This is a genomic window from Nocardioides halotolerans DSM 19273, assembly GCF_000422805.1.
GTDB lineage: Bacteria > Actinomycetota > Actinomycetes > Propionibacteriales > Nocardioidaceae > Nocardioides > Nocardioides halotolerans.
In genome coordinates this window covers 673,970-699,061 of sequence record NZ_KE383923.1, presented here as the reverse complement: position 1 = coordinate 699,061, position 25,092 = coordinate 673,970, and the positions used below count along the sequence as shown (strand labels likewise).

Here is a 25,092-nt window from a genome sequence, read left to right as displayed (position 1 = left end):
GGGGCCGCCGCCTAGCGTGCTGCGAGGCCACGGGCACGACAGGGACGAGAGGCGCATGGAGTTCTGGAGCACGATCGCCGGCCTGCTCCGGCGCCCGAAGGTGATGGTCCCCACCGTCCTGGTCGCGCTGACGCTCGGCGCCCTCGCCTTCATGGGGACCCCGGTCACCTACGTGTCGAGCACGACGATGGTGCTGACGACGACAGAGTACGGCGGCTCGCAGTCGCTGGACCCCGACGAGCCGACCCAGCTGACCAACCCGATCCTCAACTTCAACTCGAGCCTGTCGACGACCTCGGGCATCCTCATCCAGTCGATCACGACCAAGGAGGCGCTCGCCGAGCTCGGCGCCAAGGGCGGGGCGACCCGGCTCGTCGTCAACGACGGCCGCACCAACCCCGAGCTGCTCGGGCTCGACGGGCCGTTCCTCTACGTCGAGGGCCGCAGCGTGTCCAAGGACGAGGCACGCCGGGTCGTGGTCGACGCCCAGCAGATGCTCCGCACGAAGCTGAACGAGTTCCAGAAGGACCTCAAGGCCCCGGAGAACACCTACGTCTCGCTCATCGACGTCGTCTCCCCGACGGCGCCCGAGGTCGACGCCAGCAGGCCGATCCGGATGGGTGGAGTGACGTTCGTCCTGGGGTTCCTGCTCTGCTTCGGCATCGCCTACCTGCGACACGCGCGACGGGCTCGCAAGCAGGCGAGGGCAGCGGCGGCCGCGGCGGCCGCGGTGCCACCGCGTCCGACGTTCTCGCCGCCCACCGATGCACCGGACCGGGGTTCGCGGGCCGCCCCACTGGTCTCCGAGCGGGGACCCGAGAGGGGGCTGGAGCCGACGATCGTCGCGCCTCCGCTCCGCCGCAGCGCGGAACCGTTCACGGTCCACGCGATGGCGGGTGGGAGCGGCTCGGCCGGGCCGGCCCCGGACGGGTCCACGAGCGAGCACGTGATGGCCCACGTGCCGCTGAAGGTGACGGGGAGGTCTCGGCGCCGGTGACCACGAGCACGCGTCCGCCCTCCGGCGACCCGGCCGGGTGAGGCACGGTGGACTTCTGGGGGACCGTCGTGGTCCTGTTCCGCCGCTGGTACGTCACCGTGCCCGCGTTCTTCGCCACGCTGTTCCTGGCCTTCCTCGCATTCTCGGCGGTGCCGATCCAGTTCGAGTCGGGCGGCGTGCTGGTGCTGACCACCCCGCTCAACGGCGGCACCGAGTACGAGTCGCCGGACCACACCGACTCGGTCACCAACCCGATGATGAACTTCGACCAGAGCCTGGGTCTCACCGCGTCGCTGGTCATCCAGCAGCTGCGCAGCCGGGAGACCGCCGAGGCGCTCGGCGTGCATCCCGGCGGCACCACGAGCTACGAGGTCAACAACGGCACCTCGAACCCCGAGCTGCTGCAGTCGGGACCGTTCATCTTCATCAAGGGCACCGGACCGAGTCCCCAGGACGCCAAGGACATGGCGGACCGGGTCGCGGCCAGCGCACAGGCGATCCTCGACCAGCGCCAGAAGGAGGTCAACGCTCCGGCCTCGACCCACATCGAGGTCGAGGTGGTCGTGGCACCGACGGCCGGCCTGCCTCTGCTCGGCAGCCCGCTGCGGGCGGCGGCGGGTGTGGGCGCCCTCGCCGCGCTCGTGGGACTGGTCGCCGTCTACGGCTTCGAGAACCTGGTACAGCGCCGGCAGCTCCGTCGTGCCCGGAGGCAGCAGGCGGGCGCCGCGGACGGAGCGGCCGCGACGGTCCGTGACCGCGTGGCCGCGGAGTCCTCGGTCGTGGAGCAGCGCGACCCGGCACTCCTGGTCCGGGCGGGCGCGAGGCCGGGGGAGCCGTGACCGTCCTCGACGCGCGCGTCGAGGGAGGCGGGAGGACGCGGCCGGGACCCCGGCCCGCCGATGCGACGACGATCCTCGCGCTCTTCGTCGCGCTCCAGTTCGTGCTGCCGTCACGGCTCGTCCTCAACTACCTCCCCCTGTCCCTCTCGCCCGCGTCGGGCGTCGCGCTCTTCCTCGGTGCGCTGTGGCTGTGCACGCAGATGACCACGACGCTCGGAGCGGCGAAGGGCCGCAGCCCGGTCCGCACGATGCTCTTCGCCTACGTCGTGGTGCTCGTGGCGTCGTACGCCAGCTCCGCCATGAGCTACCTCGACCCCGACGAGCGCGAGCTGGCAGACACCACCCTGGTCCGGGTCTTCGCGCTGATCCTCGTGGGCGTCGCGGCGGTCGACGGCATCCGGAGCCTGGGCCGGCTGTACTTCCTCCTCCGGGTGGCCGTCGTCTGCGCGACGCTCGTCGCCGTGTTCGGCATCCTGCAGTACCTCGCCGGCTTCGACGTCACGCCGTACCTGCGGCTCCCGGGGCTGCACTTCTGGGAGCAGACCAACTCCGTGGGCGCCCGCAACGGCCTGACCCGCGCGGCCGGGACGACGTCGAACCCGCTGGAGTTCGGCGTCCTGTGCTCGATGATCCTGCCGCTGGCGATCCACGCGACCCTCCACGCCAGGCGCGAGGCCCGCCGGGTCGCTCCGTGGGCGGCCTGCGTCGGGCTGCTGGCCACCGGCCTGATGTTCTCGGTGTCCCGTTCGGCCATCATCGGCGTGGCCGCCGCGACGTTCGTGCTGTTCCTGGGGTGGCCGGCCCGTCGCCGGCTCTGGATGATCGCGACGGGGGTCGGGTTCGTCGCGGCGATCGGGATCATGGCGCCGGGGCTCCTCAACACCTTCCGCACGCTGTTCCAGGACGCCGGCCAGGACAGCAGCGTGCAGTGGCGGCTCCACGACTACGACACCGCCCGCCAGCTGATCGCGCAGCACTTCTGGCTCGGCCGGGGGACGGGCACCTGGTACGCGCCGAAGCACGAGATCTTCGACAACCAGTACCTGCTGACCCTCGTCGAGAGCGGCCTCCTCGGGCTGGTCGCCTTCGTCGGCATCTTCGTCGCCGGCCTCTACGCCGCGGTCCGGGTGCGGTTCCTCTGGTCGCGCGGCCCGGCGGCGGGGACCCACGACCGGGACCTGGCCCTCGCTCTCGCCGCCTCGCTCTCGGTGGTCTTCCCGTCGTTCGCCACGTTCGACTTCCTCGCCTTCCCCACCGTGTCGGCGACGGCGTTCCTCCTGGCGGGGATCGCGGGCGCACTGCTGAGGGTGGCCAAGGCAGAGGCGGTCGGCGAGCCGGCCGACCCGCACGCCCTCGTGTGATGCGCCGCCGCAGCAGCCTGGCCGTCGTGGCGCTGGTCGGGGGGCTGGTCGTGGGGCCGGCCGTGGCGGCGCTCGCCCTGCGGGGCTCGGTCCCACCCCTCGATCGCGCCTCGGCGCAACGTCCGCGCGACGACGCGCCCGCCGTGCCCGCCGCGCCGGCCCTCGCCCGTCCGACGGCCGACGGCACCGGCCGGCCGGCTCCGGCCGGGCGACCCGGCCCGGGCAACACCGGCGTCCCCGAGGGCACCACCCTCACGCCGTACACCGGCCCGTGCACCGTCACCGAGCCCGGAGCGGTCATCGAGGCGAGGCGGATCAGCTGTCCCGCGCTCCTGGTCCAGGCACCCGAGGTCACGATCCTCGCGAGCTCGATGCGCCGGGTCGTCGTCGACACCGACGTCGACCGGTCGTGGTCGCTGACGCTCACCGACTCCGAGGTCGACGGCGGCAGTGAGGACCTGCCCGCCATCTCCAACGGCAACGTGACGGTCGTGCGCTCGGACGTCCACGGCGGCCACAACGGGCTCGAGTGCCAGGAGCACTCGGGCTGGTGCGTGCTCCGGGACTCGTGGGTCCACGACCAGTGGCGGCCACCGTCGGGCGACGTGCACCTCGGCGGCGTGATGCACCTGGGCAGCCAGGTGCCCTGCCTCGGCACCGGTGGCGCCTGCGTGGAGATCGTGGGCAACACGATCGTCTGCGACGCGCCGGTCAACGCCGACGACGGCGGCTGCACGGGCGCCGTCAACCTGCTGCCGCAGTGGGGGCCGCTGACGGGGGCCGTGGTGGTCGGGAACCACATCGGCGCCAACCCGGGTGCGGCGTACTGCACCTACGCCGGTGCGGGCATGGAGTACCCCGCGACCGGCGTCGTCTACCGGGACAACGTCTTCGAGCGGGGTAGCAACGGGACGTGCGCGGCGTACGGGCCGGTGACGAACTTCGACGCCGCGCCCGGCAACGTGTGGGAGGACAACCGGTACGACGACGGCACGGAGATCCCGCCGACGCGCTGACGTGCCGGGTCGCTCAGCCCCGGTCGAGCGCGGCCACGAGGTTGATCGCGAGCGCGACCGCGCTGGAGGGTGGCGTGCCCCCACCGGTGACCAGCGCGTCGAGCCACTCCCTGCTGAGCACGCCGAGCCCCTCGAGCGGGGTCAGCGCTGCGGGGTCCTCGCGCCAGTGCGCGACGACCTTCGCAGCGAGGACCTCGCCACCGGCGGGCGGCCGGGTCTCGCGGCGGAGCCGCTGGAGCGCCTTGCTGCGCGCCTTCCTCAGGGTGGCCGCCGTCTGCAGGGTGGAGTTGCCGACCGAGCGCTGCGCGTAGGCCTCCGGCGCCGGCCGACCGTCCAGGGGGAGCGAGCCCAGCTCGGCGTCGAGCTCGAGCTGCAGCCGGCTCAGGAACTGCGAGCTGCGCTTGTCGAGCGGGTGCAGCGCGGTCGCGACCGAGATGAAGCGGTCGTCGAGCATCGGGTTGACGATCTCGCGGTCGAGGCTGCACGCGGTCTCGGTCACGCCGGCCCACCGCTGCATCCGGTGGTGCAGGTAGAGGTCGTCCGTGGCGGCCATCCACGGACGCCCGGTCTCGCTGAGCACTCGGACCACCTCCTGGGTGGCGAACTCGCGGGCCCACCGCCCGAAGGCGGGGTCGAGCGCCTCGACGGGGACGGACTCGTTGACGAACATCCGCCAGTGCGCGAGCCGCTCGGCACGCCTGGCAGACACCGGAGCCGCGGTCGGCAGGCCGAGGTAGTAGAACCCCCGGGCGACCTCGCCGCCCAGACCCGAGATGCGGGGTCCGGGTTCGGACCGCGACTCGGCGACGGCCAGTGCCGCGTGGGCGAGCGGGTCGGCCGAGTAGTCGAGCCGGTGGGCGGCCTCCAGGCACAGCGCGTACGCCCGGGCCGGGTCGAGCTCGTCGAGCCCGGAGAGCGAGAGGATCTCGTGCTGCATCCCGAAGCGCCTCGCGAGCGCGGCGGCGATGTCGACGTCGGGGTCGCCGGCCCGCCCGAGCGTGACCACCCGCAGCCCCCGCCGCCGTGACCGCGGGATGGCGCTGAGGAGCAGGCGCGAGTCCTGCCCGCCGGTCAGCTGCAGGCCGGCGTCGGGGTGGTCCTCGAGGTAGGCCGTCAGATGGGTCCGCAGCACGCCGGCGGCCACCTGGACGGCGTGGACCAGGTCGACCGGTCGCGCCGCGTCGCAACCCCGGTAGGACGAGATGGTGACGTTGCCGTCCTCGAGCGTGGCGACCCGGCTGGGTCCGAGCTTGGTCACCCCCTCGAACAACGTGCGCTGGCCCAGCTGCCACCCGAGCTGGCTCTGCACCGCGACCGCCTCGCGGTCGAGGCCGGAGCCCAGGTGCTCGGCGCACGCCCGGCTCGACGTCGAGACGATCCCCGCGCCGTCGCGCTGCGCGTGGAACACGTGTCGGAAGCCGAGGTGGTCCGTCGCCACGCTCGTGCCGCCCGACGGCAGGGGGACGGCGGCGGCGAACGTCGGAAGGACCTCGGCCAGCGCGGACGGGTCGGTGAGCAGGAGCCGGCGTACGTCCTCCAGCGACAGGTCGTGCTCGTGCCGGCGGACCGAGGCGCACAACACCCGTGCCTCGTGGTCGCCCGGGCCGTCGGGAGGTCCCCACGTCGCGGTCTCGCCGGTGCCGGACCGGACCGTGAAGCCGCGGCGGTCGACGAGCTGAGTGTCCATGCGAAGCCCTCCGCTCAGCCGCGCCCGGACGCGGTCGCCATGGCCTGCCTGCTCGACCCGTCGGTGCCCCACGACACCTCGGCCCGGCGGACCCTGCGCCACCAGACCTGCACGCGCTCGGCGCCCACGAGGGCGAGGTAGCAGCTCGCGTCGACGGCGCCGATCCTGCGCGTGCGGAGGAGCACCACCAACGAGCCGAGCCCGAGGCGGCCCTCGCTGCGCGGCAGGCCGAGGGCGTCGAGCTGCTGGTTGCCCTGGCGGACGCGCAGGCGGCGGCGCAGGCTGGCAGCGAACGTCGTCGTCGGCCGCACCACGCTCACGGCGCCGGTCGAGACCACACGCTCGCCGGGGGCGAAGCTCCGGTGCACGAAGCCGTCGTCGGAGATCACGTCCGGGAACGGCGCCACCCGCGCGTGACCGGCCTCGTTGAGGCAGTAGACGCCGGCCCCTGCCAGCCCGCGGCGGTCTGCCATCAGGAGGTCGTGCACCTTGTGCAGGCGGCGCGCGGGACCGCGCACCGCGGAGAGGTCGTAGCGCGGCGCCGGCGAGGTGGCCAGCACCCCGGGCCGGGCCACGGTGCTCACCAGGACGCGGACGGCGTCGGCGGTCAGGTCGACGTCGGCGTCGGCGTACAGCCGGGGGAACGTCGACGCCACCTCGTCGCCGAGTCGCAGCGCGTGCGCCTTGCCCGGCACCGGGGTCTCGATCACGCGGACCCCGTGCTCACGGGCCACGCGGGCGGTGCCGTCGACGCACGCGTTGGCCACCACGATCACCTCGAGCTCGTCGGCCCCGGCGCCGTCGAGGAGCGTGGTCAGGCCGCGCGCGAGCACGGCCTCTTCGTTGTGGGCGGGGATCACCACGCTCGCTGTGTATCGGTCCATCTCACCCCGCCCGGCGCCGTCGGGCCCTCAGGCGATGCTGGGCATGTCGACGGGCACGATCGGTGCGCCACCGGGGTTCGGCCGGTCCCGCCACAGCGCCCACGGGCTGCAGCCGCGGCGGTAGAGGTCCTCGAGGTGGCTGCGCTCCTTCAGGGTGTCCATCGGCGCCCAGAACCCGTCGTAGGCGACGGCGCGGGTCCGCCCCTCCTTGGCCGCCTTGACGCAGCCGTCCATCACGAGGTCGTCGCCCTCGTCGAGGTAGTCGAAGATGCCCTGGCGCAGGACGAAGTAGCCGCCGTTGATGCGGAACGGCAGGTCGCCGGCGGGCACCAGGCCGGTCACCTTGTCGTCGGTGTCGACCTCGACGACGTGGAAGGAGTCGCCCGGCTTGACGGCGATGAACTGTGCGACGGCGTCGGTGTCGGTGAACTGGTCGATGAGGTCGTTCATCGGGGCGTCGGTGAGGACGTCGCCGTAGTTGGCGAGGAAGTACTCGTCACCCTCGAGGTAGGGGCGCACCCGGCGCAGCCGCTCCCCGATCGGGGTGTCCATGCCGGTGTCGATGAAGGTGATCGTCCAGTCGCTGATGTCGGTGCCGAGCATGTCGACGTGCTGGCCGCCCTTGGTCAGGACGAAGTCGTTGGACGCGGTCTCGCGGTAGTCGAGGAAGTAGTCCTTGACCGCCTCTGCGCCGTGGCCGAGGCAGAGGATGAACTCGGTGTGACCGAAGTGCGCGAAGTACCTCATGATGTGCCACAGCACCGGCCGGCTGCCGATCGGCATCATCGGCTTGGGCAGCGACTGGTTGTCGGCGCGCATCCGCATCCCGAGCCCGCCGCAGAACAGCACGACCTTCATCCGCACGTCCCCTTCCCCACAGGTCTCCCGATGTGGCGGAGCGGACGCCGTGGTCATCCCCCAACGCCACGGCCGTCCGCTCCAGCACCCACTACACGGGTGGCGTCAACGCGCATCGCGGCTTTGGCGAGGCTATGGCCGATATTGGGTACGCCGCCGGGGCGGAGCGGGCTCGCCCACCTCCTGAGGGCCATCGGGTCTGCATCCTGCGCTTCGAGACCGGGCTCGGCCCCGGCCGACGGCGCCCGCGACCGTTATCACGCGACAGCCCGAGTGCATCCCCCACATCAGGTAAGAATCGCCACCGACCCCGCGGTAATGCCCAGATGTGGGGGGCGTCGGCCGCAGTCACCTCTGGGGACGTGGTTACGTCGCGTGCTGGTCATCAACCCCCGGGTGGCCATCACCTCAGGAGCATCTGTGCACCATCCCCATCCCCAGTCCCACGCCGCTCGGCACCGGAGGCCGGTCACGCCTGTTCGGACGAAGGCGAGGCACAGGTCCCTGCTCGTCGCCGTCGTCGCCCTCGGGCTCGCCGTCGGTGGCGCCATGACGGCGGTGGCGTCCGTGACCGAGCGTGACGACCCCCGGCCGTCGACCGCCCAGGTGTACAGCATCTGGCCCGAGGACGCCGTTCCGAAGGTCCCCACGGGTCGGGACCCCCGGCGCACGACCGTCGGGGTCAGGTTCGTCGCGGGCGAGGCCGGGTCGATCAGTGCCGTCCAGTTCTACCGGTCCTGGCGCAACCGAGGCCCGCACACGGTGCAGCTCTGGTCGGACACCGGTCACCTGCTCGCCCAGCAGGTCGCACCCCTGTGGCAGCTGCCGGGCTGGGTCACGGTCAGGTTCGCCGAGCCCGTGCCGATCGAGGCCGACCGGCCCTACGTCGCGTCCTACGTCGCCCCGCACGGGAGGTACGCCGCCGACACCGGCGTCCTCGGTGACGGGTTGACCAAGACCACCAGGTCGCTGACCGCGCTCCAGGGCGTCTACACCCATGGCGATCGCATGCCGAGCCGCACGTGGCAGCGGGCGAACTTCTACGTGGACCCGGTCTTCGTCGAGCCCGGGTCCGACCCGACGGGCACCGACAGCCCGACGCCGACCCCGACCGCCACGTCGACGGAGTCGGACAGCCCCTCGTCGACACCGACCAGTCCGTCGTCGTCTCCCTCGTCCGCGAGCAGCACACCGACGCCGACCCCGACGGCCACCTCGACGACTCCGACCCCGACGACCACTCCGACGACCACTCCGACGACCACCCCGACGGCCACCTCGACCACCCCGACGGCGCCGACCACGTCCGCGACTCCCACGGTGACGCCCACGACGCCGACCGCGTCGCCCACGGCGCCCTCACCACCACCTCCGCCCCCGCCGCCGCCGCCGACCAACGAGGGGTGGCCGGGGCCGGACAACACCGGCGTTCCCGCCGGCACGACGCTGACGCCGTACACCGGTCCGTGCACGATCACGGCGGCCGGCACGGTGATCGACTCGAAGACGGTGAGCTGCACCCTGACGATCCGCGCCAGCGGCGTGGTCATCCGCAACTCGCTGATCAACGGCAAGATCTACAACGACGAGGACGCCACGGGCTTCGGCTTCACCGTCGTCGACACCGAGATCGACCTGGGCGACCGCGCCGGCACCGGCATCGAGAACACCGGGTTCACCGCTCTCCGGGTCGAGGTCCGCGGCGGCAACAAGCTGATCAACTGCTGGCTGGACTGCACGGTCCGCGACTCGTGGGTGCACGGCCAGTTCACCGACGAGACCGGGTACTACCACGAGTCCGGGATCCGGATGGGGTCCGGCGGGACCATCGTCCACAACAGCATCGCGTGTGACGCTCCCGAGGTGCCCCCGGACGCCGGCTGCTCGGCGCCCCTGACCGGCTACGGCGACTTCGGGCCCGTCGAACGCAACCTGATCCAGGACAACCTGTTCCTCGCGTCCACCGGCGCCACGTGTGCCTACGGAGGATCCTCGGCCGGCAAGCCCTACAGCGACGACGCCAACAACATCCGCTTCATCGACAACGTGTTCCAGCGTGGTCCGAACGGGCGGTGCGGGTCGTACGGGCCGATCCTGGACTACGACCGCAACGCGCCGGGGAACGTCTTCCGCGGCAACACCTACGACGACGGCACACCGATCACGGCCTGACCGAGGTGCCGCCCCGGGCGCTCCGGGGCGGCTCCCTCACTTTGGGGAAATGCGGTCCGGGCCGTTCGCCCGGCCCGCGCCCGCCGTGAGGGTCCAGCCATGACCTCGACGTCTCGCGCCACGAGGATCGCCGTCGCCGGGATCGGCAAGATGGGTCTCTCGCACCTCGCGATCGTCAACGCCCAGCCCGACCTCGAGGTCGCGGCGGTCTGCGACGCGTCCGGGATGGTGCGCGGCGTGCTCGAGAAGTACACCGGCGTCGTCACCTACGACGACTACGACCGCATGCTTCGCGAGGTCGAGCTCGACGCGGTGCTGATCGCCACACCGTCCCGCACCCACGCGAGCATGGTCCGTACCGCGCTCGAGCGGGGCCTGCACGTGTTCTGCGAGAAGCCGTTCACGCTCGCCGTGCAGGACGCCACGGAGCTCACCGCCCTCGCGCGGAGCAAGGGCCTCGTGACGCAGGTCGGCTACCACAACCGCTTCGTTGGCCCCTTCGCCGAGGTCAAGCGGCTGCTGGATGCCGGCGCGATCGGGACGGTGACGCACGCCCTCGGGGAGGCCTACGGGCCGGTCGTGCTCAAGCCCAAGGGCGGCACGTGGCGCAGCCGCAAGGAGGAGGGCGGCGGCGCGCTCTACGACTACGCCGCCCACCCGCTCAACCTCCTCAACTGGTACTTCGGCGGCGCGACGAGCGTCGGCGGGACGGTGCTGAGGCCGATCTTCTCCCGCGAGACCGACGACGAGGTGCACAGCACGATCCACTTCGCGGGCGGGGAGAGCGCGAACATCTCGGTGAACTGGTCCGACGAGTCGCACCGCAAGATGACGACCCGCATGACCATCTGGGGCACGGCGGGGCGGATCTTCGCCGACCGGCAGGAGATCCAGGTGTTCCTGCGCGACGGCGCCGCGGTGCCGGAGGGCTACGAGCGCGGCTGGAACGTCCGCTACGGGACCGAGCTCACGGGCGGCGTCGGCTTCTACCTGCGCGGCGAGGAGTACAGCGCTCAGATCGAGCACTTCGCCGAGCGCGTGCGCGAGGGCCGGACCGACGGCGTCAACGGCTTCGAGAGCGCGGCCGAGACCGACCGCGTGATCGCGATGCTGATCGCGGACGCCGCGACCGCCGCGCCGACCCTCGCGCCGACCCCCACGGCGACCCCGATGGCCGGCCCCCGGCACGCCGAGGTCCGGAGGCCCCGGCGCCGGGTGCGGTTCCCGTGGGGAGTGCCGCAGCCGGCCGTGCAGCTCGAGCTGCGGGAGGGATCGTGATGGACCGACTGCTCTTCGGCGACAACCAGTTCTTCGGCGTCAACCACATGTCGGAGGAGAAGGCACGCGCCCAGGCGATGCGGTTCCAGTCGGTCGACGCCGTGATGGGGGTCCTCGACGCGGCCTACGACGCGGGCGTCCGGACGTTCATGTGCACGACGCACGACCGGGTCGGTGAGATCGCTGACCGCGTCCGGCTGGACCGCGAGCGCTACGCGGACTTCGCCTTCTACCCGTGCATGCCGTACGCCCACAAGTACGCGAACGCCGTGACCGAGGACGGGATGCTCGGCGCGGTGAAGCGGTTCCTGCCCGGCGAGGGACTGATGAACGCGGCGATCCGCGGTGGGTCGTCGATGGCCCGCAAGGACATCGACGGCATCACCACGCTGCTCATCGACGCGGAGATGAAGATGTTCCAGGGACTCCGCACCCCGGTCGTGTTCCTGCAGAACGTGATCGTGGACCTGTTGCTGGGGCTGGGCTTCAACGCCGCGTTCCGGGTGTTCGCCGACCACGTGCGCGAGCGCTACGGCGCCGAGCCGGGCTTCATCACCATGAACCTCCCCGCGTTGGTCCCGGTCCTGGAGGCGCAGGGCATCGAGGACCCGATCGTCTGCTCGAACATCAACAAGCTCGGCTTCCGCATGTCCGGTGGCGTGGCGGCCTACGAGCGGACGCTGCGTGAGCACCGGTTCCGCGCGATCGCGATGTCGGTCTTCGCCTCGGGGGCGATCCCCGCGGAGGAGGCGATCGAGTGGGTCTGCGCGCAGCCCAACCTCGAGTCGATCGTGTTCGGGGCCTCGAGCGAGCGCAACATCCGGCAGACGCGTGACCTGGTGGCACGGCATTGGGACCTGCAGCCGGTGCTCGCATGACCACCCTGCTGGTCGCGTCCACCGGCGGTCACCTCAAGCAGCTCTACCGCCTCCACCGTCGGCTCGAGGGGGTCGAGGGCCCCTTCCGCTGGGCGACGTTCGACACGCCCCAGAGCCGCTCCTTGCTCGCCGGCGAGGACGTCGACTTCGTGCACTTCGTCGGCGGGCGCGACCCCGGCAACGTCCTGCGCAACGTCCCGTTGGCGCACCGGATCCTGCGGACCCACGACGTCCGCGCGATCGTGAGCACCGGCTCGGCCGTCGCGTTGCCCTTCTACGCGCTCGGCCGCAGCCGCGGCCTGGACCTGCACTACATCGAGAGCGCCGCGCGCAGCGACGGCCCGTCGAGGACCGCGGGCATGATCGCCCGGATCCCGGGCGTGAACCTGTATGCGCAGTACCCGTCGTGGGCCGACGGGAAGTGGGCGTTCCGCGGTGCCGTGTTCGACTCCTTCGCCCTCGCCGGGCAGGCGCGCCCCGGCAGCCGGGAGCTGCGCAAGGTGGTCGTCTCCCTCGGCACCTTCAAGGACTACGGGTTCGAGCGGCTCGTCCGGCGGTTGCTCGAGATCCTGCCCGCGGACGTCGAGGTGCTCTGGCAGACCGGCGACACCGACGTCAGCGGTCTCGGCATCCGGGGCCACCACACCCTCCCGGAGCACGAGCTCTCGCAGGCGATCCGCGAGGCCGACGTCCTCGTCGCCCACGCGGGTGTCGGCGCCTCGCTGATGGCGTTGGAGCTGGGTCGCTGCCCGGTGCTCGTGCCGCGCCGCGTCTCCCACGGCGAGCACGTGGACGACCACCAGACCCAGATCGCCGGCGAGCTCTCCCGCCGCGGCCTGGCCGTGACCGCCGACGCGGACCGGCTGACGCTCGACCACCTCGCCACCGCCGCTGCCACCCGGGTCACTGCGCCCGCGCAGGAGCCGCCGTTCGTGCTGGCCGGAGGCCGCTCCCATCCCCAACCTTGGGGAGGCCCGTCGCTGCAGCGGGACCGCCGCGAAGCCCGCACCTAACGTGCCCCGTGGCCACACCGACGTGGCACCGGGTCAGGGCTGAGGAGCGAGCGATGACCGACCAGCAGCTGGCGAGGCCCGCCGTGACGACGGGTCCGGCCGCGCTGGCGGAGCCGGACGTGGGGTCGGACAGCGCCTCGGCGATCGGTCGCCGCGCGGGCCGAGGGCTGGGCTGGGCGCTCGTCGGCACCCTGGTGTTCAAGGCCGGGTCGTTCGTCATCAGCCTGGTGATGGTGCGGTTGCTCGCGCCGCACGACTTCGGGCTCTACGCGGTCGCGCTGGCGGCCAACGCCTTCCTCATCCACGTCAACGACATGGGCATGATCGCCGCCACCGTCCAGTGGCGCGGCGACATCAAGGAGATGGCTGCCACCGCGCGCACGATGGCGATCGGGTTCAGCCTCGGGTGGTACGCGTTGTTCTGGTTGGCGGCGCCGTTCATCGCCGACCTCGCGAACAGCCCTGACGCGACGCTGCTGGTGCGGCTGATGAGCCTGACGATCATCCTGGACGGCGTCACGTCGGTCTCGGTCGGGGTGATCCAGCGCGAGTTCCGCCAGGACCGGCTCATGATGGCGATCGCCATCGGGTTCGTCTTCAACGCCGCCGTGAGCGTGACCCTGGCCGTCCAGGGGGCCGGTGCCTTCAGCTTCGTCCTCGGCGCGATCACCCAGTCGCTGGTCGTCGGCGCGCTGGTCCTGCGGATGGCCGGCGTGCCGGTGCGTCTGGGGCTTCGGCGTGACATCGCGGCCCGCCTGCTCGTCTTCGGCACGCCGCTCGCGCTCGGCCTCGGGATCGAGTCGGTGCTCATGTACTCCGACGCGTTCATCGTGGGTCACCAGCTGGGGACCGACACCCTGGGCTTCTACCTGCTCGCCTTCAACATCTCGAGCTGGGTGCCCGGCATCGTCGGGGTCGCGGTGCGCTACGTGTCCATCCCGGCGTTCTCCCGGCTGTCGGAGGGGGACCACGACGACTTCGCGCTCGGCGTGCACCGGACTCTCGTCGTCCTCGTGGGGGTCGTCGCGCCGATCGCGGCGGCGATGGCCACGCTCTCGCCCGCGATCGTCGACGTCCTCTACGGGAGGGAGTGGGCGCCGGCGGCCGATGCCCTCCGCTTCCTCGCCTTCGTGATGGTGGCGCGGATGTTCACCGCCATGGTCTTCGACATCCAGACCGGACGGGGCAAGACCAGCGTGACGATCACGCTCAACCTCGTGTGGCTCACGACCCTGGTGCCCGCGCTCTGGTACGGCACCAGTCGCGGCGGCATGCAGGGGGCGGCCGCGGGTCACGCGGCCGTGGCGCTGCTGGTGGCCATCCCCTTCGCGGCATGGATGCTGCACCGCTCCGGCGTCGACATGCGACCGGTCCTGCGCTTGCTGGCGCGACCGGTGCTGGCAGCGGTCGCGGCCGGAGCCACGATGCTCCTCGTCGCGGTGCCCCTCGACAGCCCTGCGGCGACGCTGTTCCTCGCCGGGGGGTGCGGATGCCTCGTCTACGTCCTGCTCGCGGTCCCCGCGCAGGGGCGCGCGATCGTCCGGGACCGGGTGGTCTCCGCGCTGGCGTCACGGCGGCCCGTCCGGGGCTGACCGCAGCCCCGACGATCGGCAGAGCTCCGCTCATCGCCCCAGGTCCCGGGAAGAAAGCGTCGTATATCCCTCATATGGGGGGATCGTCCGGGACGCGAACGTGGGTTAGTGCGGGGAGGTGACAAGGAGGCCCTCGATGCACCCACGCAGGACGCTCGCCTGTCTGCTTGCGGCGCTGGCAGCGATCGTCGCCGGCCTGCTCGCGACACCCGCCCCGGCCGCGGCGGACTCGTTCCCCGACTCGGGGTTCGCCACGCAGCGGGTCGCGACCCTGGCGCCGTTCACGTTGGTGGGCATGGCCTTCGCCCCCGACGGGCGGATGTTCGTGTGGCAGAAGAACGGCGTCGTCCGGGTGATCAAGAACGGCCAGCTGCTGCCGACCCCCTTCATCGACCTGAGCGCCAAGGTGAACACCTTCGACGACCGCGGGTTCTGGGGCCTGGCCTTCGACCCGCAGTTCGCCAGCAACGGGCGGGTCTACCTGAGCTACACCTTCGAGAACGCGGGCAACCCGAACAGCAGCGCTCCTCGCACCGCCCGGCTCACCCGGGTCACGGCGGACCCCGCGAACCCCGACGTCGCGCTGGCGGGGAGCGAGACGGTCATCCTCGGCAGCGTCGGCACCCCGCCGTGCAGCAACCTGCCGGCCACCGCCGACTGCATCGGGTCCGACGGCGGCTCCCACACGCTCGGGTCTCTCCACTTCGACCACGACGGGACACTCTTCGTCGGAGTGGGGGACGGCTCCGACGGCGATGCGAACTCGTTGCGTGCCCAGGACCTCAACAGCCCGAACGGGAAGATCCTGCGCATCAACCCCGACGGTTCCGCCCCGGCCGACAACCCCTTCTACGACGGCACGAACTCCTGGCGGTCGAGGGTGTGGCTCTACGGCGTCCGCAACCCCTTCGGCTTCACGCTCCAGCACGACAACGAGGAGATCTTCTTCGGCGACGTCGGGTGGAACACCTGGGAGGAGGTCAACCACGGCGGCGCCGGGTCGAACTTCGGCTGGCCGTGCTACGAGGGCAACGGTCCGCAGCCGTGGTTCCAGAGCAACTTCCCGGCGCAGTGCGCGCTGACCGGCGTGACCCCGCCGTTCCACACCTACAACCACAGCACGGGCTCCGCCGTGATCGGCGGCCCGATCTACGACGGCACGGCCTACCCGGCGCAGTACCGCGACAGCTTCTTCTTCGGCGACTACACGGGACAGTTCATCAAGCGGGTGGTCCTCGACTCCGAGCACCACCCGGTCTCGGTGCAGTCGTTCGCCACCAACGTCGACAGCCCGGTCTCACTGACCCAGGGTCCCGACGGCCTGATCTACTACCTGTCGTTCGCCACCGGCGAGATCCGTCGCATCGTCTACAACGGCCCGGTCGCGAAGGCGGCGGCCACGCCCACCTCCGGGCCCTCGCCCCTGCCTGTCGCCTTCTCGAGCGCGGGGTCGAGCGCTCCCGGGGGCGGGAGCTTGTCCTACCTGTGGGACTTCGGGGACGGCACGACCTCGACGGCCGCCAACCCGTCGCACACCTACACCACCGAGACCCCCCAGCGGTTCGTGGCCCGGCTCACGGTGACCTCCCAGTCCGGGGCGACGTCCAGCGACACGGTCGACGTCACCGTGGGCAGCCTGCCGCCGACGCCGACCATCACCGCGCCGTCGAGCGGGACGACGGTCGTGCCGGGCGACACCATCACCTACGCCGGGTCGGCCACCGATCCGGAGGACGGACCGCTGGGCGCCGCCGCCCTGAAGTGGACGGTGCTGCTCCACCACAACGCCCACGTCCACACCTTCGTCGCGGGAAGCGGCTTCGGCGGCAGCTTCCAGGCCGAGGACCACGGAGACATCGGCACCTTCAGCTACGAGATCATGCTCGAGGCGACCGACAGCACCGGGCTGAAGTCGACCACCAGCGTCAGCGTCGCGGTCGGCAACGACTCCACGGCGCCGTCGGCACCGACCGGACTGACCGCGACCGCCAGCACCGGTCAGGTGGCGCTGTCCTGGGCGCCGTCGACGGACAACGCGGCGGTCGCCGGCTACCGGGTCGAGCGCTGCCAGGGCGCCGGCTGCACGACGTTCGCCGAGGTCGGGACGCCGACGTCGACCACGTTCACCGACACGGGTCTGTCGGCATCGACGACCTACCGCTACCAGGTGCGTGCCGTCGACTTCTCCGGCAACCTCGGCGCCTACTCCTCGATCGCCGCGGCCACCACGCCGGACGCTCCGGCCACGCCGCCCGGTCTCGTCGGCGCCTGGGGGTTCAACGAGGGTGCCGGCACCACGGCCGCCGACGCCTCCGGATCGGGCAACCCGGGCACCTTGCAGGGTGGCACGGCGTGGTCGGCGAACGGCCGGTACGGCGGCGCCGTCAGCTTCAACGGCTCGACCGGCCTGGTCCGGGTCGAGGACTCGGCCTCGCTCGACCTGACCGCCGGGATGACCCTCTCGGCCTGGGTGATGCCCAGCGTCGCCCAGACCGGGTGGCGGACGATCATGCAGAAGCAGTCCGATGCGTGGTTCCTCAATGCCAGCAGCGGGGCGGGGGCGTTGGTGCCCGCCGGTGGCGGGACGTTCGGCTCCAGCACCCCCTACGTCGCCGGTGCGACGGCGAACCCGGTCGGTGCCTGGACCAACGTGGCGCTGACCTACGACGGGGCCACCCTGCGGCTGTTCGTCAACGGGGTCCAGGTCGCCACTCGTCCGACGACGGGCGCCATCCAGGCCACCGCCAGCCCACTGTGGATCGGCGGCAACAACCCCTACGGCGAGTACTTCACCGGGCTGATCGACGAGGTCCGCGTGTACAACCGCGCGCTCACCGCGACCGAGGTCCAGACCGACATGAACACGAGCATCCTGCCCGCGGGCGAGGACACGACGGCCCCGTCGGCCCCGTCGGCGCTCTCGGCCACGCCGGTCACCGCGACGCGGGTCGACCTGGGGTGGACGGCCTCGACCGACAACGTCGCGGTGACGGGCTACCGGGTCGAGCGGTGCCAGGGTGCGGGCTGCACCGACTTCGCCCAGGTCGGGAGCCCGACCGGGACGTCGTTCAGCGACACCGGGCTGACGGCGAACACGAGCTACCGCTACCGGGTGCGGGCGGTGGACGCGGCCGGCAACCTGGGCGCCTACTCCGCGCCGGCCTCGGCGACGACGCCTGTCGTGGGGGACACGACCCCGCCGAGCGTTCCCACGGGGCTCACCGCGACCGCGGTCGACGCGAGCCGGGTGGATGTCGGCTGGACGGCCTCGACCGACGACGTCGGGGTCACGGGCTACCGGGTCGAGCGGTGCCAGGGTGCGGCCTGCACCGACTTCGCGCAGGTGGCGACACCGAGCGGCACGTCGTTCAGCAACACCGGGCTGACGGCGAGCACGACCTACCGCTACCGCGTGCGGGCGGTGGACGCGGCGGGCAACCTGAGCAGCTACTCCTCGATCGCCTCGGCGACGACGCCCGCGACGCCGCCACCACCGACGGGGCTGGTCGGGGCGTGGGCGTTCGATGACGGGTCCGGCACGACCGCTGCGGACTCCTCGGGCAGCGGCAACCCCGGGACGCTGGTGAGTGGTGCCACCTGGTCGACGCAGGGCCGGTACGGCGGGGCGTTGAGCTTCAACGGCACCAACGGGCTGGTCCGGGTCGCCGACTCGGCCTCGCTCGACCTGACCTCGGCCATGACGCTCTCGGCCTGGATCCGCCCGGCCGCCACCCAGAGCGGCTGGCGCACGATCATGCAGAAGCAGTCCGATGCCTGGTTCCTCAACGCCGGCAGTGGCGCGGGGGCGTTGCGCCCAGCGGGTGGTGGGACGTTCGGTGGGTCCACGCCGTACATCGCCGGTCCGACCGCCAGCCCGGTCGGCGCCTGGACCCACGTGGCGCTGACCTATGACGGGACGACGTTGAGGCTGTTCGTCAACGGCATCCAGGTCACGACTCGGGCGACCACGGGGGCGATCCAGACGACCGCCAGCCCGTTGTGGATCGGGGGCAACCAGCCCTACGGGGAGTTCTTCAACGGCCTTATCGACGAGGTCCGCGTCTACAACCGCGCCCTGTCGCAGGCCGACATCGCGGCCGACATGGCCACCGGCATCGTGCCGACCGGGGCGGACACCACGCCGCCATCGGCGCCCACCGGCCTGTCGGCCACCGCGGTCAGCGCGACGCGGGTCGACCTGGGGTGGACGGCCTCGACCGACAACGTCGGGGTGACCGGCTACCGGGTCGAGCGGTGCCAGGGTGCCGGCTGCACCGACTTCACGCAGGTGGGGACGCCGACCGGGACGTCGTCGAGCGACACCGGCCTGTCGCCCTCGACCGCCTACCGCTACCAGGTGCGGGCCGTGGACGCGGCCGGCAACCTGAGCGCGTACTCCTCGATCGTCGGGGTGACGACGCCGGCCGCCCCGGACACCACGCCGCCGTCGGCGCCCACGGGGCTCTCGGCCACCGCGGTCAGCCCGACGCGGGTCGACCTGGGGTGGACGGCCTCGACCGACAACCTCGCGGTGACGGGCTACCGGATCGAGCGGTGCCAGGGTGCGGGCTGCACCGACTTCGCCCAGGTGGGGACACCAGCGGGGACGTCGTTCAGCGACACCGGGCTGACCGCGAGCACGACCTACCGCTACCAGGTGCGGGCCGTGGACGCGGCCGGCAACCTGAGCAGCTACTCCTCGATCGTGGCGGCGACGACCCCTGCCGCGCCCGACACCACCGCGCCGAGTGCGCCCACGGCCGTGTCGGCGACCGCGGTCAACGCGACGCGGGTCGACCTGGGGTGGACGGCCTCGACCGACAACGTCGGCGTCACCGGCTACCGGGTCGAGCGGTGCCAGGGTGCGGGCTGCACCACGTTCGCCCAGGTGGGGACGCCGAGCGGGACGTCGTTCAGCGACACGGGACTGTCGCCCTCGACCACCTATCGCTACCGAGTGCGGGCCGTGGACGCGGCCGGCAACCTGAGCGCCTACTCCTCGATCGTCGCGGCGACGACCCCTGCCGCGCCCGACACGACGCCGCCGAGCGCGCCTACCGCGTTGACGGCGACCGCGGTCAGCCCGACGCGGGTCGACCTGGGGTGGACGGCCTCGACCGACAACGTCGGGGTGACGGGCTACCGGGTCGAGCGGTGCCAGGGTGCGAGCTGCACCGACTTCGCCCAGGTGGGAACGCCGAGCGCGACGCCGTTCAGCGACACGGGTCTGTCACCGTCGACGACCTACCGCTACCGGGTGCGGGCGGTGGACGCGGCCGGCAACCTGAGCACCTACTCCTCAATCGCGGCGTCGACGACGCCGGCGCCCCCCGACACGACTCCACCGTCGGCGCCGACAGGGCTGACGGCGAGTGCCGCTCCCGGTCAGGTGAGCCTGAGCTGGACGGCCTCGACCGACGACGTCGCGGTGACCGGTTACCGGGTCGAGCGATGCCAGGGTGCGGCCTGCACCGACTTCGCGCAGGTCGGGACACCGACCGGGACGTCGTTCAGCGACACGGGTCTGGCGCCCTCGACCACCTACCGCTACCGAGTGCGGGCGGTGGACGCGGCGGGCAACCTGAGCAGCTACTCCTCGATCGCGTCGGCGACGACGCCCGCGACGCCGCCACCACCGACGGGGCTGGTCGGGGCGTGGGCGTTCAACGAGAGCGCCGGCACGACCGCTGCCGACTCCTCGGGCAGCGGCAACCCCGGGACGCTGGTGAGTGGTGCCACCTGGTCGACGCAGGGCCGGTACGGCGGGGCGTTGAGCTTCAACGGCACCAACGGCCTGGTCCGGGTCGCCGACTCGGCCTCACTCGACCTGACCTCGGCCATGACGCTCTCGGCCTGGATCCGCCCGGCCGCCACCCAGAGCGGCTGGCGGACCATCCTCCAGAAGCAGACCGATGCCTACTTCCTCAACGCCGGCAGTGGGGCAGGCGCGCTGCGCCCAGCGGGTGGTGGGACCTTCGGCAGCTCCACGCCGTACATCGCCGGTCCGACCGCGAGCCCGGTCGGCGCATGGACCCACGTGGCGCTGACCTATGACGGGACGACCCTGAGGCTGTTCGTCAACGGCACCCAGGTCACCACTCGTGCGACCACGGGCGCGATCCAGACGACCGCCAGCCCGTTGTGGATCGGGGGCAACCAGCCCTACGGGGAGTACTTCAACGGCCTGATCGACGAGGTCCGCGTCTACAACCGGGCGCTCACCGCGACCGAGATCTCGGCCGACATGAGCTCTCCCATCTCGGGCTCGTGACCCCGGGGCTCGTCGTCCCCACGCACACGGTCGACACAAACACAGTCGACACAAACACAGTGGGCCCTGCCCGCCCGCGGGCGTGATGATGGCGCCATGGCCTCCTTCGTCTCGCACACGACCATCGACTGCAGCAACGCCTACGAGCTCTCGGAGTGGTGGAAGCCCGTGCTCGGCTACGTCGACCTCGAGGGTGACCCCAACGAGCCGGGGCACGAGGAGTGCATGATCCGCGACCCCGAGTCGGGTCACCAGCTGCTCTTCATCGAGGTGCCGGACCCGCTCAGGGGCAAGAACTGGCACCTCGACGTGCGCCCCCGCGAGCGCAGCCGCGACGACGAGGTCGCGTGGCTGGTCGACTACGGCGCCACCGTGGTCGCCGACCATCGCGGGATCTACGGCGAGGGCAGCGGCTGGGTCACCCTCGCCGACCCCGAGGGCAACCAGCTGTGCGTGCTGCGCTCCGAGGCCGAGCTCGCCGCCCAGCAGGCCCAGCAGTCCTAGCAGTCCGAGCAGTAGACAACCGGCGCGTGGAGGACCCGCGCTGACTGTCGGCACCGGCTCGTAGACTCGAAGGACCACCCCCACCGCGCGCGGATCGGGGGCTCTCGTGTTGTGCCCCCACCCTTCTGAGACAGGCTGCCGATGACTCTCTCCGGACTCTCCGACGCCGTCCTCGCCGACCCGACCCTCGACGAGGCGATCTCCGACGCCCGCGGCGGCATGGTGCGCGCGCTCGACCTCACCGGGCCGGCGGCGGTGCGACCGTTCCTGGTCGACGGGCTGGTCCGGGCCGACCGCACGGTCCTCGCGGTGACGGCCACCGCCCGGGAGGCGGAGGACCTCGTCGAGGAGCTCGGCTCGCTGCTCGACCCCGACACCGTCGCCCTCTACCCGAGCTGGGAGACGCTGCCGCACGAGCGGCTCAGCCCGCGCAGCGACACCGTCGGGCGACGGCTCGCCGTGCTCCGCCGGCTGGCGCACCCCGACTCGACCGATGCGGTCCACGGCGCGCTCAAGGTCGTCGTCGCGCCGGTCCGCTCGGTCCTCCAGCCGCAGGTCAAGGGGCTGGGCGACCTCGAGCCGGTCGAGCTGGTGCCGGGCCAGACCGCGCCGATGGACGACGTCGTCCAGCGCCTCGCCGACGCGGCGTACTCGCGGGTCGACCTCGTCGAGCGGCGCGGCGAGTTCGCGGTGCGCGGCGGCATCGTCGACGTGTTCCCCCCGACCGAGGAGCACCCGCTGCGGGTCGAGTTCTGGGGCGACGACGTCGAGGAGATCCGCAGCTTCTCGGTCGCCGACCAGCGCACCCACGAGACGCTCGAGCGACTGTGGGCTCCGCCGTGCCGCGAGCTGCTGCTGACCGACGAGGTCCGCAAGCGGGCGTGGGAGCTCGGCGAGCAGCACCCGCAGCTCGTCGAGCTCACCGACAAGATCGCCGCGGGCATCGCCGTCGAGGGCATGGAGGCGCTGACGCCCGCCCTGGTCGACGAGATGGAGCTCCTCGTCGACCTCCTGCCCGACCGCACCCACGTGCTCGTCGTCGACCCGGAGCGCGTGCGCCGCAGGGCCCACGACCTGGTCGCGACCAGCGAGGAGTTCCTCGGCGCCAGCTGGGCCGCCGCGGCCAGCGGAGGGGAGTCGCCTATCGACCTCGGCGCCGCGTCCTACCGCGCGCTCGGCGACGTCCGCGCCCACGTGCTCGCCGCCGGCCAGAGCTGGTGGACGGTCAGCCCGTTCGGGCTCGCCGACGACACCGCGGAGCTGGTGCCGGAGACCGACTCCGACCTGTCCGGCGTCCCCACCCGCACGCTCGCGATGCAGGGCGCGGAGGCCTACCGCGGCGACGTCGACCGGGCGTTCAGTGACCTCGCCCGCTGGCGCGCCGAGGGCTTCCGCACGGTCGTCGTCCACCCCGGCCACGGCCCGGCCCAGCGCACCGTCGAGGCACTCGGCGAGCGCGACGTCGCGGCCCGGCTGGTCGACGCCCTCGACGACCCGCCCGCCGCCGACGTCGTCACCGTCACCTGCGGCGCGCTCACCCACGGGTTCGTCGACGAGGCCAACCGGCTGGTGCTGCTCACCGGCGAGGACATCTCCGGCCAGCGCGCCTCCACGCGCGACATGCGCAAGATGCCGGCCCGGCGCAAGCGCCAGATCGACCCGCTCGAGCTCGCCGCGGGCGACTACGTCGTCCACGAGCAGCACGGAGTCGGCCGGTTCGTCGAGATGCGCCAGCGCGAGGTCGCCGGCGCGACCCGCGAGTACCTCGTGCTCGAGTACGGCGCCAGCAAGCGCGGCGGCCCGCCCGACCGGCTCTACGTGCCCGCCGACGCGCTCGACCAGGTGACGCGCTACGTCGGCGGCGAGCAGCCCAGCCTCGACCGGCTCGGCGGCGCCGACTGGAACAAGCGCAAGGGCCGCGCCCGCAAGGCCGTCCGCCAGATCGCGGCCGAGCTCATCAAGCTCTACGCCGCGCGGCAGGCCACCCAGGGCCACGCGTTCGGCCCGGACACCCCGTGGCAGCGCGAGCTCGAGGACGCCTTCCCGTTCACCGAGACCCCCGACCAGCTCACCACGGTCGACGAGGTCAAGGGCGACATGATGCAGACGGTCCCGATGGACAGGCTCGTCTGCGGCGACGTGGGCTACGGCAAGACCGAGATCGCGGTGCGCGCGGCGTTCAAGGCGGTCCAGGACGGCAAGCAGGTCGCGGTGCTGGTGCCGACCACGCTGCTGGTGACCCAGCACCTCTCGACGTTCCAGGAGCGGATGAGCGGGTTCCCGATCCGGATCGAGGGCCTCAGCCGCTTCCAGACCGACAAGGAGGCCCGCGCAGTCATCGAGGGGCTCGGCGACGGCACCGTCGACATCGTGGTCGGCACCCACCGGCTCCTCAACCCCGACATCCGCGTCAAGGACCTCGGCCTGATCATCGTCGACGAGGAGCAGCGGTTCGGCGTCGAGCACAAGGAGCAGATGAAGCGGCTGCGCACCTCCGTCGACGTGCTCTCCATGTCGGCGACCCCGATCCCGCGCACGCTCGAGATGGCGATCACCGGCATCCGCGAGATGTCCACGATCACCACCCCGCCCGAGGAGCGGCACCCGGTGCTGACCTACGTCGGCGCCTACGAGGACCGCCAGGTCACCGCCGCCGTGCGCCGCGAGCTCCTCCGCGAGGGCCAGGTCTTCTACATCCACAACCGGGTGCAGTCGATCGAGAAGGCCGCCGCGAAGATCCGCGAGCTGGTGCCCGAGGCGCGGGTCGCGGTCGCCCACGGGCAGATGGGGGAGCACCAGCTCGAGCAGGTGATGCTCGACTTCTGGGAGAAGTCGTTCGACGTGCTGGTCTGCACGACGATCGTCGAGTCGGGCCTCGACGTCTCCAACGCCAACACGATGATCATCGAGCGCGCCGATACCCTCGGCCTCTCCCAGCTCCACCAGCTCCGCGGACGGGTCGGCCGCTCGCGCGAGCGCGCCTACGCCTACTTCCTCTACCCCGCCGAGAAGCCGCTCACCGAGACCGCCCACGAGCGGCTGGCCACCCTGGCCCAGCACTCCGACCTCGGCGGCGGCATGGCGATCGCGATGAAGGACCTCGAGATCCGCGGCGCCGGCAACCTGCTCGGCGGTGAGCAGTCCGGCCACATCGCCGACGTCGGCTTCGACCTCTACGTCCGGCTCGTCGGCGAGGCGGTCCACGAGTTCCGCGGCGACGCCGAGCCCGAGCTCAACGAGGTCCGCATCGAGCTGCCCGTCGACGCGCACCTGCCGCACGACTACATCCCCTCCGAGCGCCTGCGCCTCGAGATGTACAAGCGGCTGGCCGAGGTCCGCTCCGACGATGACGTCGACCTGCTGCTCGAGGAGCTCAAGGACCGCTACGGCGAGCCGCCCGTCGAGGTCACCTCGCTGCTCCTCGTCGCCCGCTTCCGCGGCCGCGCCCGGCGCGCCGGCGTCGGCGAGGTCACCCTCGCCGGCAAGAACGTCCGGTTCGCCCCCGTGACGCTGCCCGAGTCGCGGGTCGTGCGCCTCCAGCGCCTCTACCCCAAGTCGATCGTCAAGGCGCCGGTCTCGACGATCCTGGTGCCTCGCCCGCACGTCGGCGGCGTGATGGGCAAGCCGCTCGACGGCATCGCGCTGCTGGAGTGGGCGCACGGCGTGATCGATGCGGTCGTTGATCCTGCTGTCTGATACCCCCGCGAGCTTCGGCCCCCAGTCCGTGGCGCCAGCTTCGCGG

General features: G+C 72.1%; 15 protein-coding genes. 12 read left to right on the top strand and 3 right to left on the bottom strand.

What is annotated here, in order from left to right; all coding sequences use genetic code 11:
• Positions 1-55 precede the first annotated feature (55 nt).
• From G514_RS0118225 to G514_RS27645, 4 genes are read left to right on the top strand one after another with little or no spacing between them, the layout of a single operon-like run.
• Complete coding sequence (locus G514_RS0118225) at positions 56-997, top strand: hypothetical protein (protein ID WP_028652922.1); 942 nt, start codon at positions 56-58, stop codon at positions 995-997.
• Between the two features lie 47 nt (positions 998-1,044).
• Complete coding sequence (locus G514_RS0118220; RefSeq protein WP_028652921.1) at positions 1,045-1,836, top strand: hypothetical protein; 792 nt, start codon at positions 1,045-1,047, stop codon at positions 1,834-1,836.
• The gene (locus tag G514_RS27650; protein ID WP_051247675.1) at positions 1,833-3,197 is read left to right on the top strand and encodes an O-antigen ligase family protein; all 1,365 of its coding nucleotides are present in this window, start codon (positions 1,833-1,835) and stop codon (positions 3,195-3,197) included. The genes G514_RS0118220 and G514_RS27650 overlap by 4 nt, the downstream gene beginning before the upstream one ends.
• Positions 3,197-4,213 (top strand): hypothetical protein, encoded by a 1,017-nt coding sequence (locus G514_RS27645; protein ID WP_051247673.1) that lies wholly within the window; start codon positions 3,197-3,199, stop codon positions 4,211-4,213. Before G514_RS27650 ends, G514_RS27645 begins: the two co-directional genes overlap by 1 nt.
• Before the next feature lie 13 nt (positions 4,214-4,226).
• On the opposite strand, the gene G514_RS0118205 is transcribed toward G514_RS27645, so the two are convergent.
• From G514_RS0118205 to G514_RS27635, 3 genes are read right to left on the bottom strand one after another with little or no spacing between them, the layout of a single operon-like run.
• Entirely contained in the window at positions 4,227-5,900 is a 1,674-nt protein-coding gene (locus G514_RS0118205) for an asparagine synthase-related protein (protein ID WP_028652920.1), read from the bottom strand.
• Positions 5,901-5,914: 14 nt separating this feature from the next.
• On the bottom strand, positions 5,915-6,763 hold the full coding sequence (locus G514_RS27640) for a glycosyltransferase family 2 protein (RefSeq protein WP_051247671.1): 849 nt from the start codon (positions 6,761-6,763) through the stop codon (positions 5,915-5,917).
• A 48-nt stretch (positions 6,764-6,811) separates the two neighbouring features.
• Positions 6,812-7,642, bottom strand: a complete 831-nt coding sequence (locus G514_RS27635; protein WP_051247669.1) for a sugar phosphate nucleotidyltransferase — start codon at positions 7,640-7,642, stop codon at positions 6,812-6,814.
• 567 nt (positions 7,643-8,209) lie between these two features.
• On the opposite strand from G514_RS27635, the gene G514_RS29470 reads away from it, so the two are divergent.
• The 8 genes from G514_RS29470 to mfd all read left to right on the top strand — a co-directional run bounded on the left by G514_RS29470 (position 8,210) and on the right by mfd (position 25,046).
• Positions 8,210-9,814, top strand: a complete 1,605-nt coding sequence (locus tag G514_RS29470) for a DUF4082 domain-containing protein (protein WP_169576490.1) — start codon at positions 8,210-8,212, stop codon at positions 9,812-9,814.
• 99 nt (positions 9,815-9,913) lie between these two features.
• On the top strand, positions 9,914-11,092 hold the full coding sequence (locus tag G514_RS27625) for a Gfo/Idh/MocA family protein (RefSeq protein WP_051247665.1): 1,179 nt from the start codon (positions 9,914-9,916) through the stop codon (positions 11,090-11,092).
• Positions 11,092-11,970 carry a hypothetical protein gene (locus G514_RS27620; RefSeq protein ID WP_211222171.1) on the top strand — a complete coding sequence of 293 codons (879 nt, stop codon included), beginning with the start codon at positions 11,092-11,094 and terminating at the stop codon, positions 11,968-11,970. The genes G514_RS27625 and G514_RS27620 overlap by 1 nt, the downstream gene beginning before the upstream one ends.
• Positions 11,967-12,983 carry a glycosyltransferase gene (locus G514_RS27615; RefSeq protein WP_051247664.1) on the top strand — a complete coding sequence of 339 codons (1,017 nt, stop codon included), beginning with the start codon at positions 11,967-11,969 and terminating at the stop codon, positions 12,981-12,983. The genes G514_RS27620 and G514_RS27615 overlap by 4 nt, the downstream gene beginning before the upstream one ends.
• A gap of 53 nt (positions 12,984-13,036) precedes the next feature.
• A complete protein-coding gene (locus G514_RS0118170) occupies positions 13,037-14,575 on the top strand; it encodes an oligosaccharide flippase family protein (RefSeq protein ID WP_051247663.1) in 1,539 nt (512 codons plus the stop codon).
• A gap of 136 nt (positions 14,576-14,711) precedes the next feature.
• The gene (locus tag G514_RS29465; protein WP_051247661.1) at positions 14,712-20,846 is read left to right on the top strand and encodes a LamG-like jellyroll fold domain-containing protein; all 6,135 of its coding nucleotides are present in this window, start codon (positions 14,712-14,714) and stop codon (positions 20,844-20,846) included.
• Positions 20,847-20,942: 96 nt separating this feature from the next.
• Complete coding sequence (locus G514_RS0118160) at positions 20,943-21,350, top strand: VOC family protein (RefSeq protein WP_028652918.1); 408 nt, start codon at positions 20,943-20,945, stop codon at positions 21,348-21,350.
• Between the two features lie 141 nt (positions 21,351-21,491).
• Positions 21,492-25,046, top strand: coding sequence for a transcription-repair coupling factor (gene mfd, locus G514_RS0118155; protein WP_028652917.1), 3,555 nt, complete (start codon positions 21,492-21,494; stop codon positions 25,044-25,046).
• Positions 25,047-25,092 lie beyond the last annotated feature (46 nt).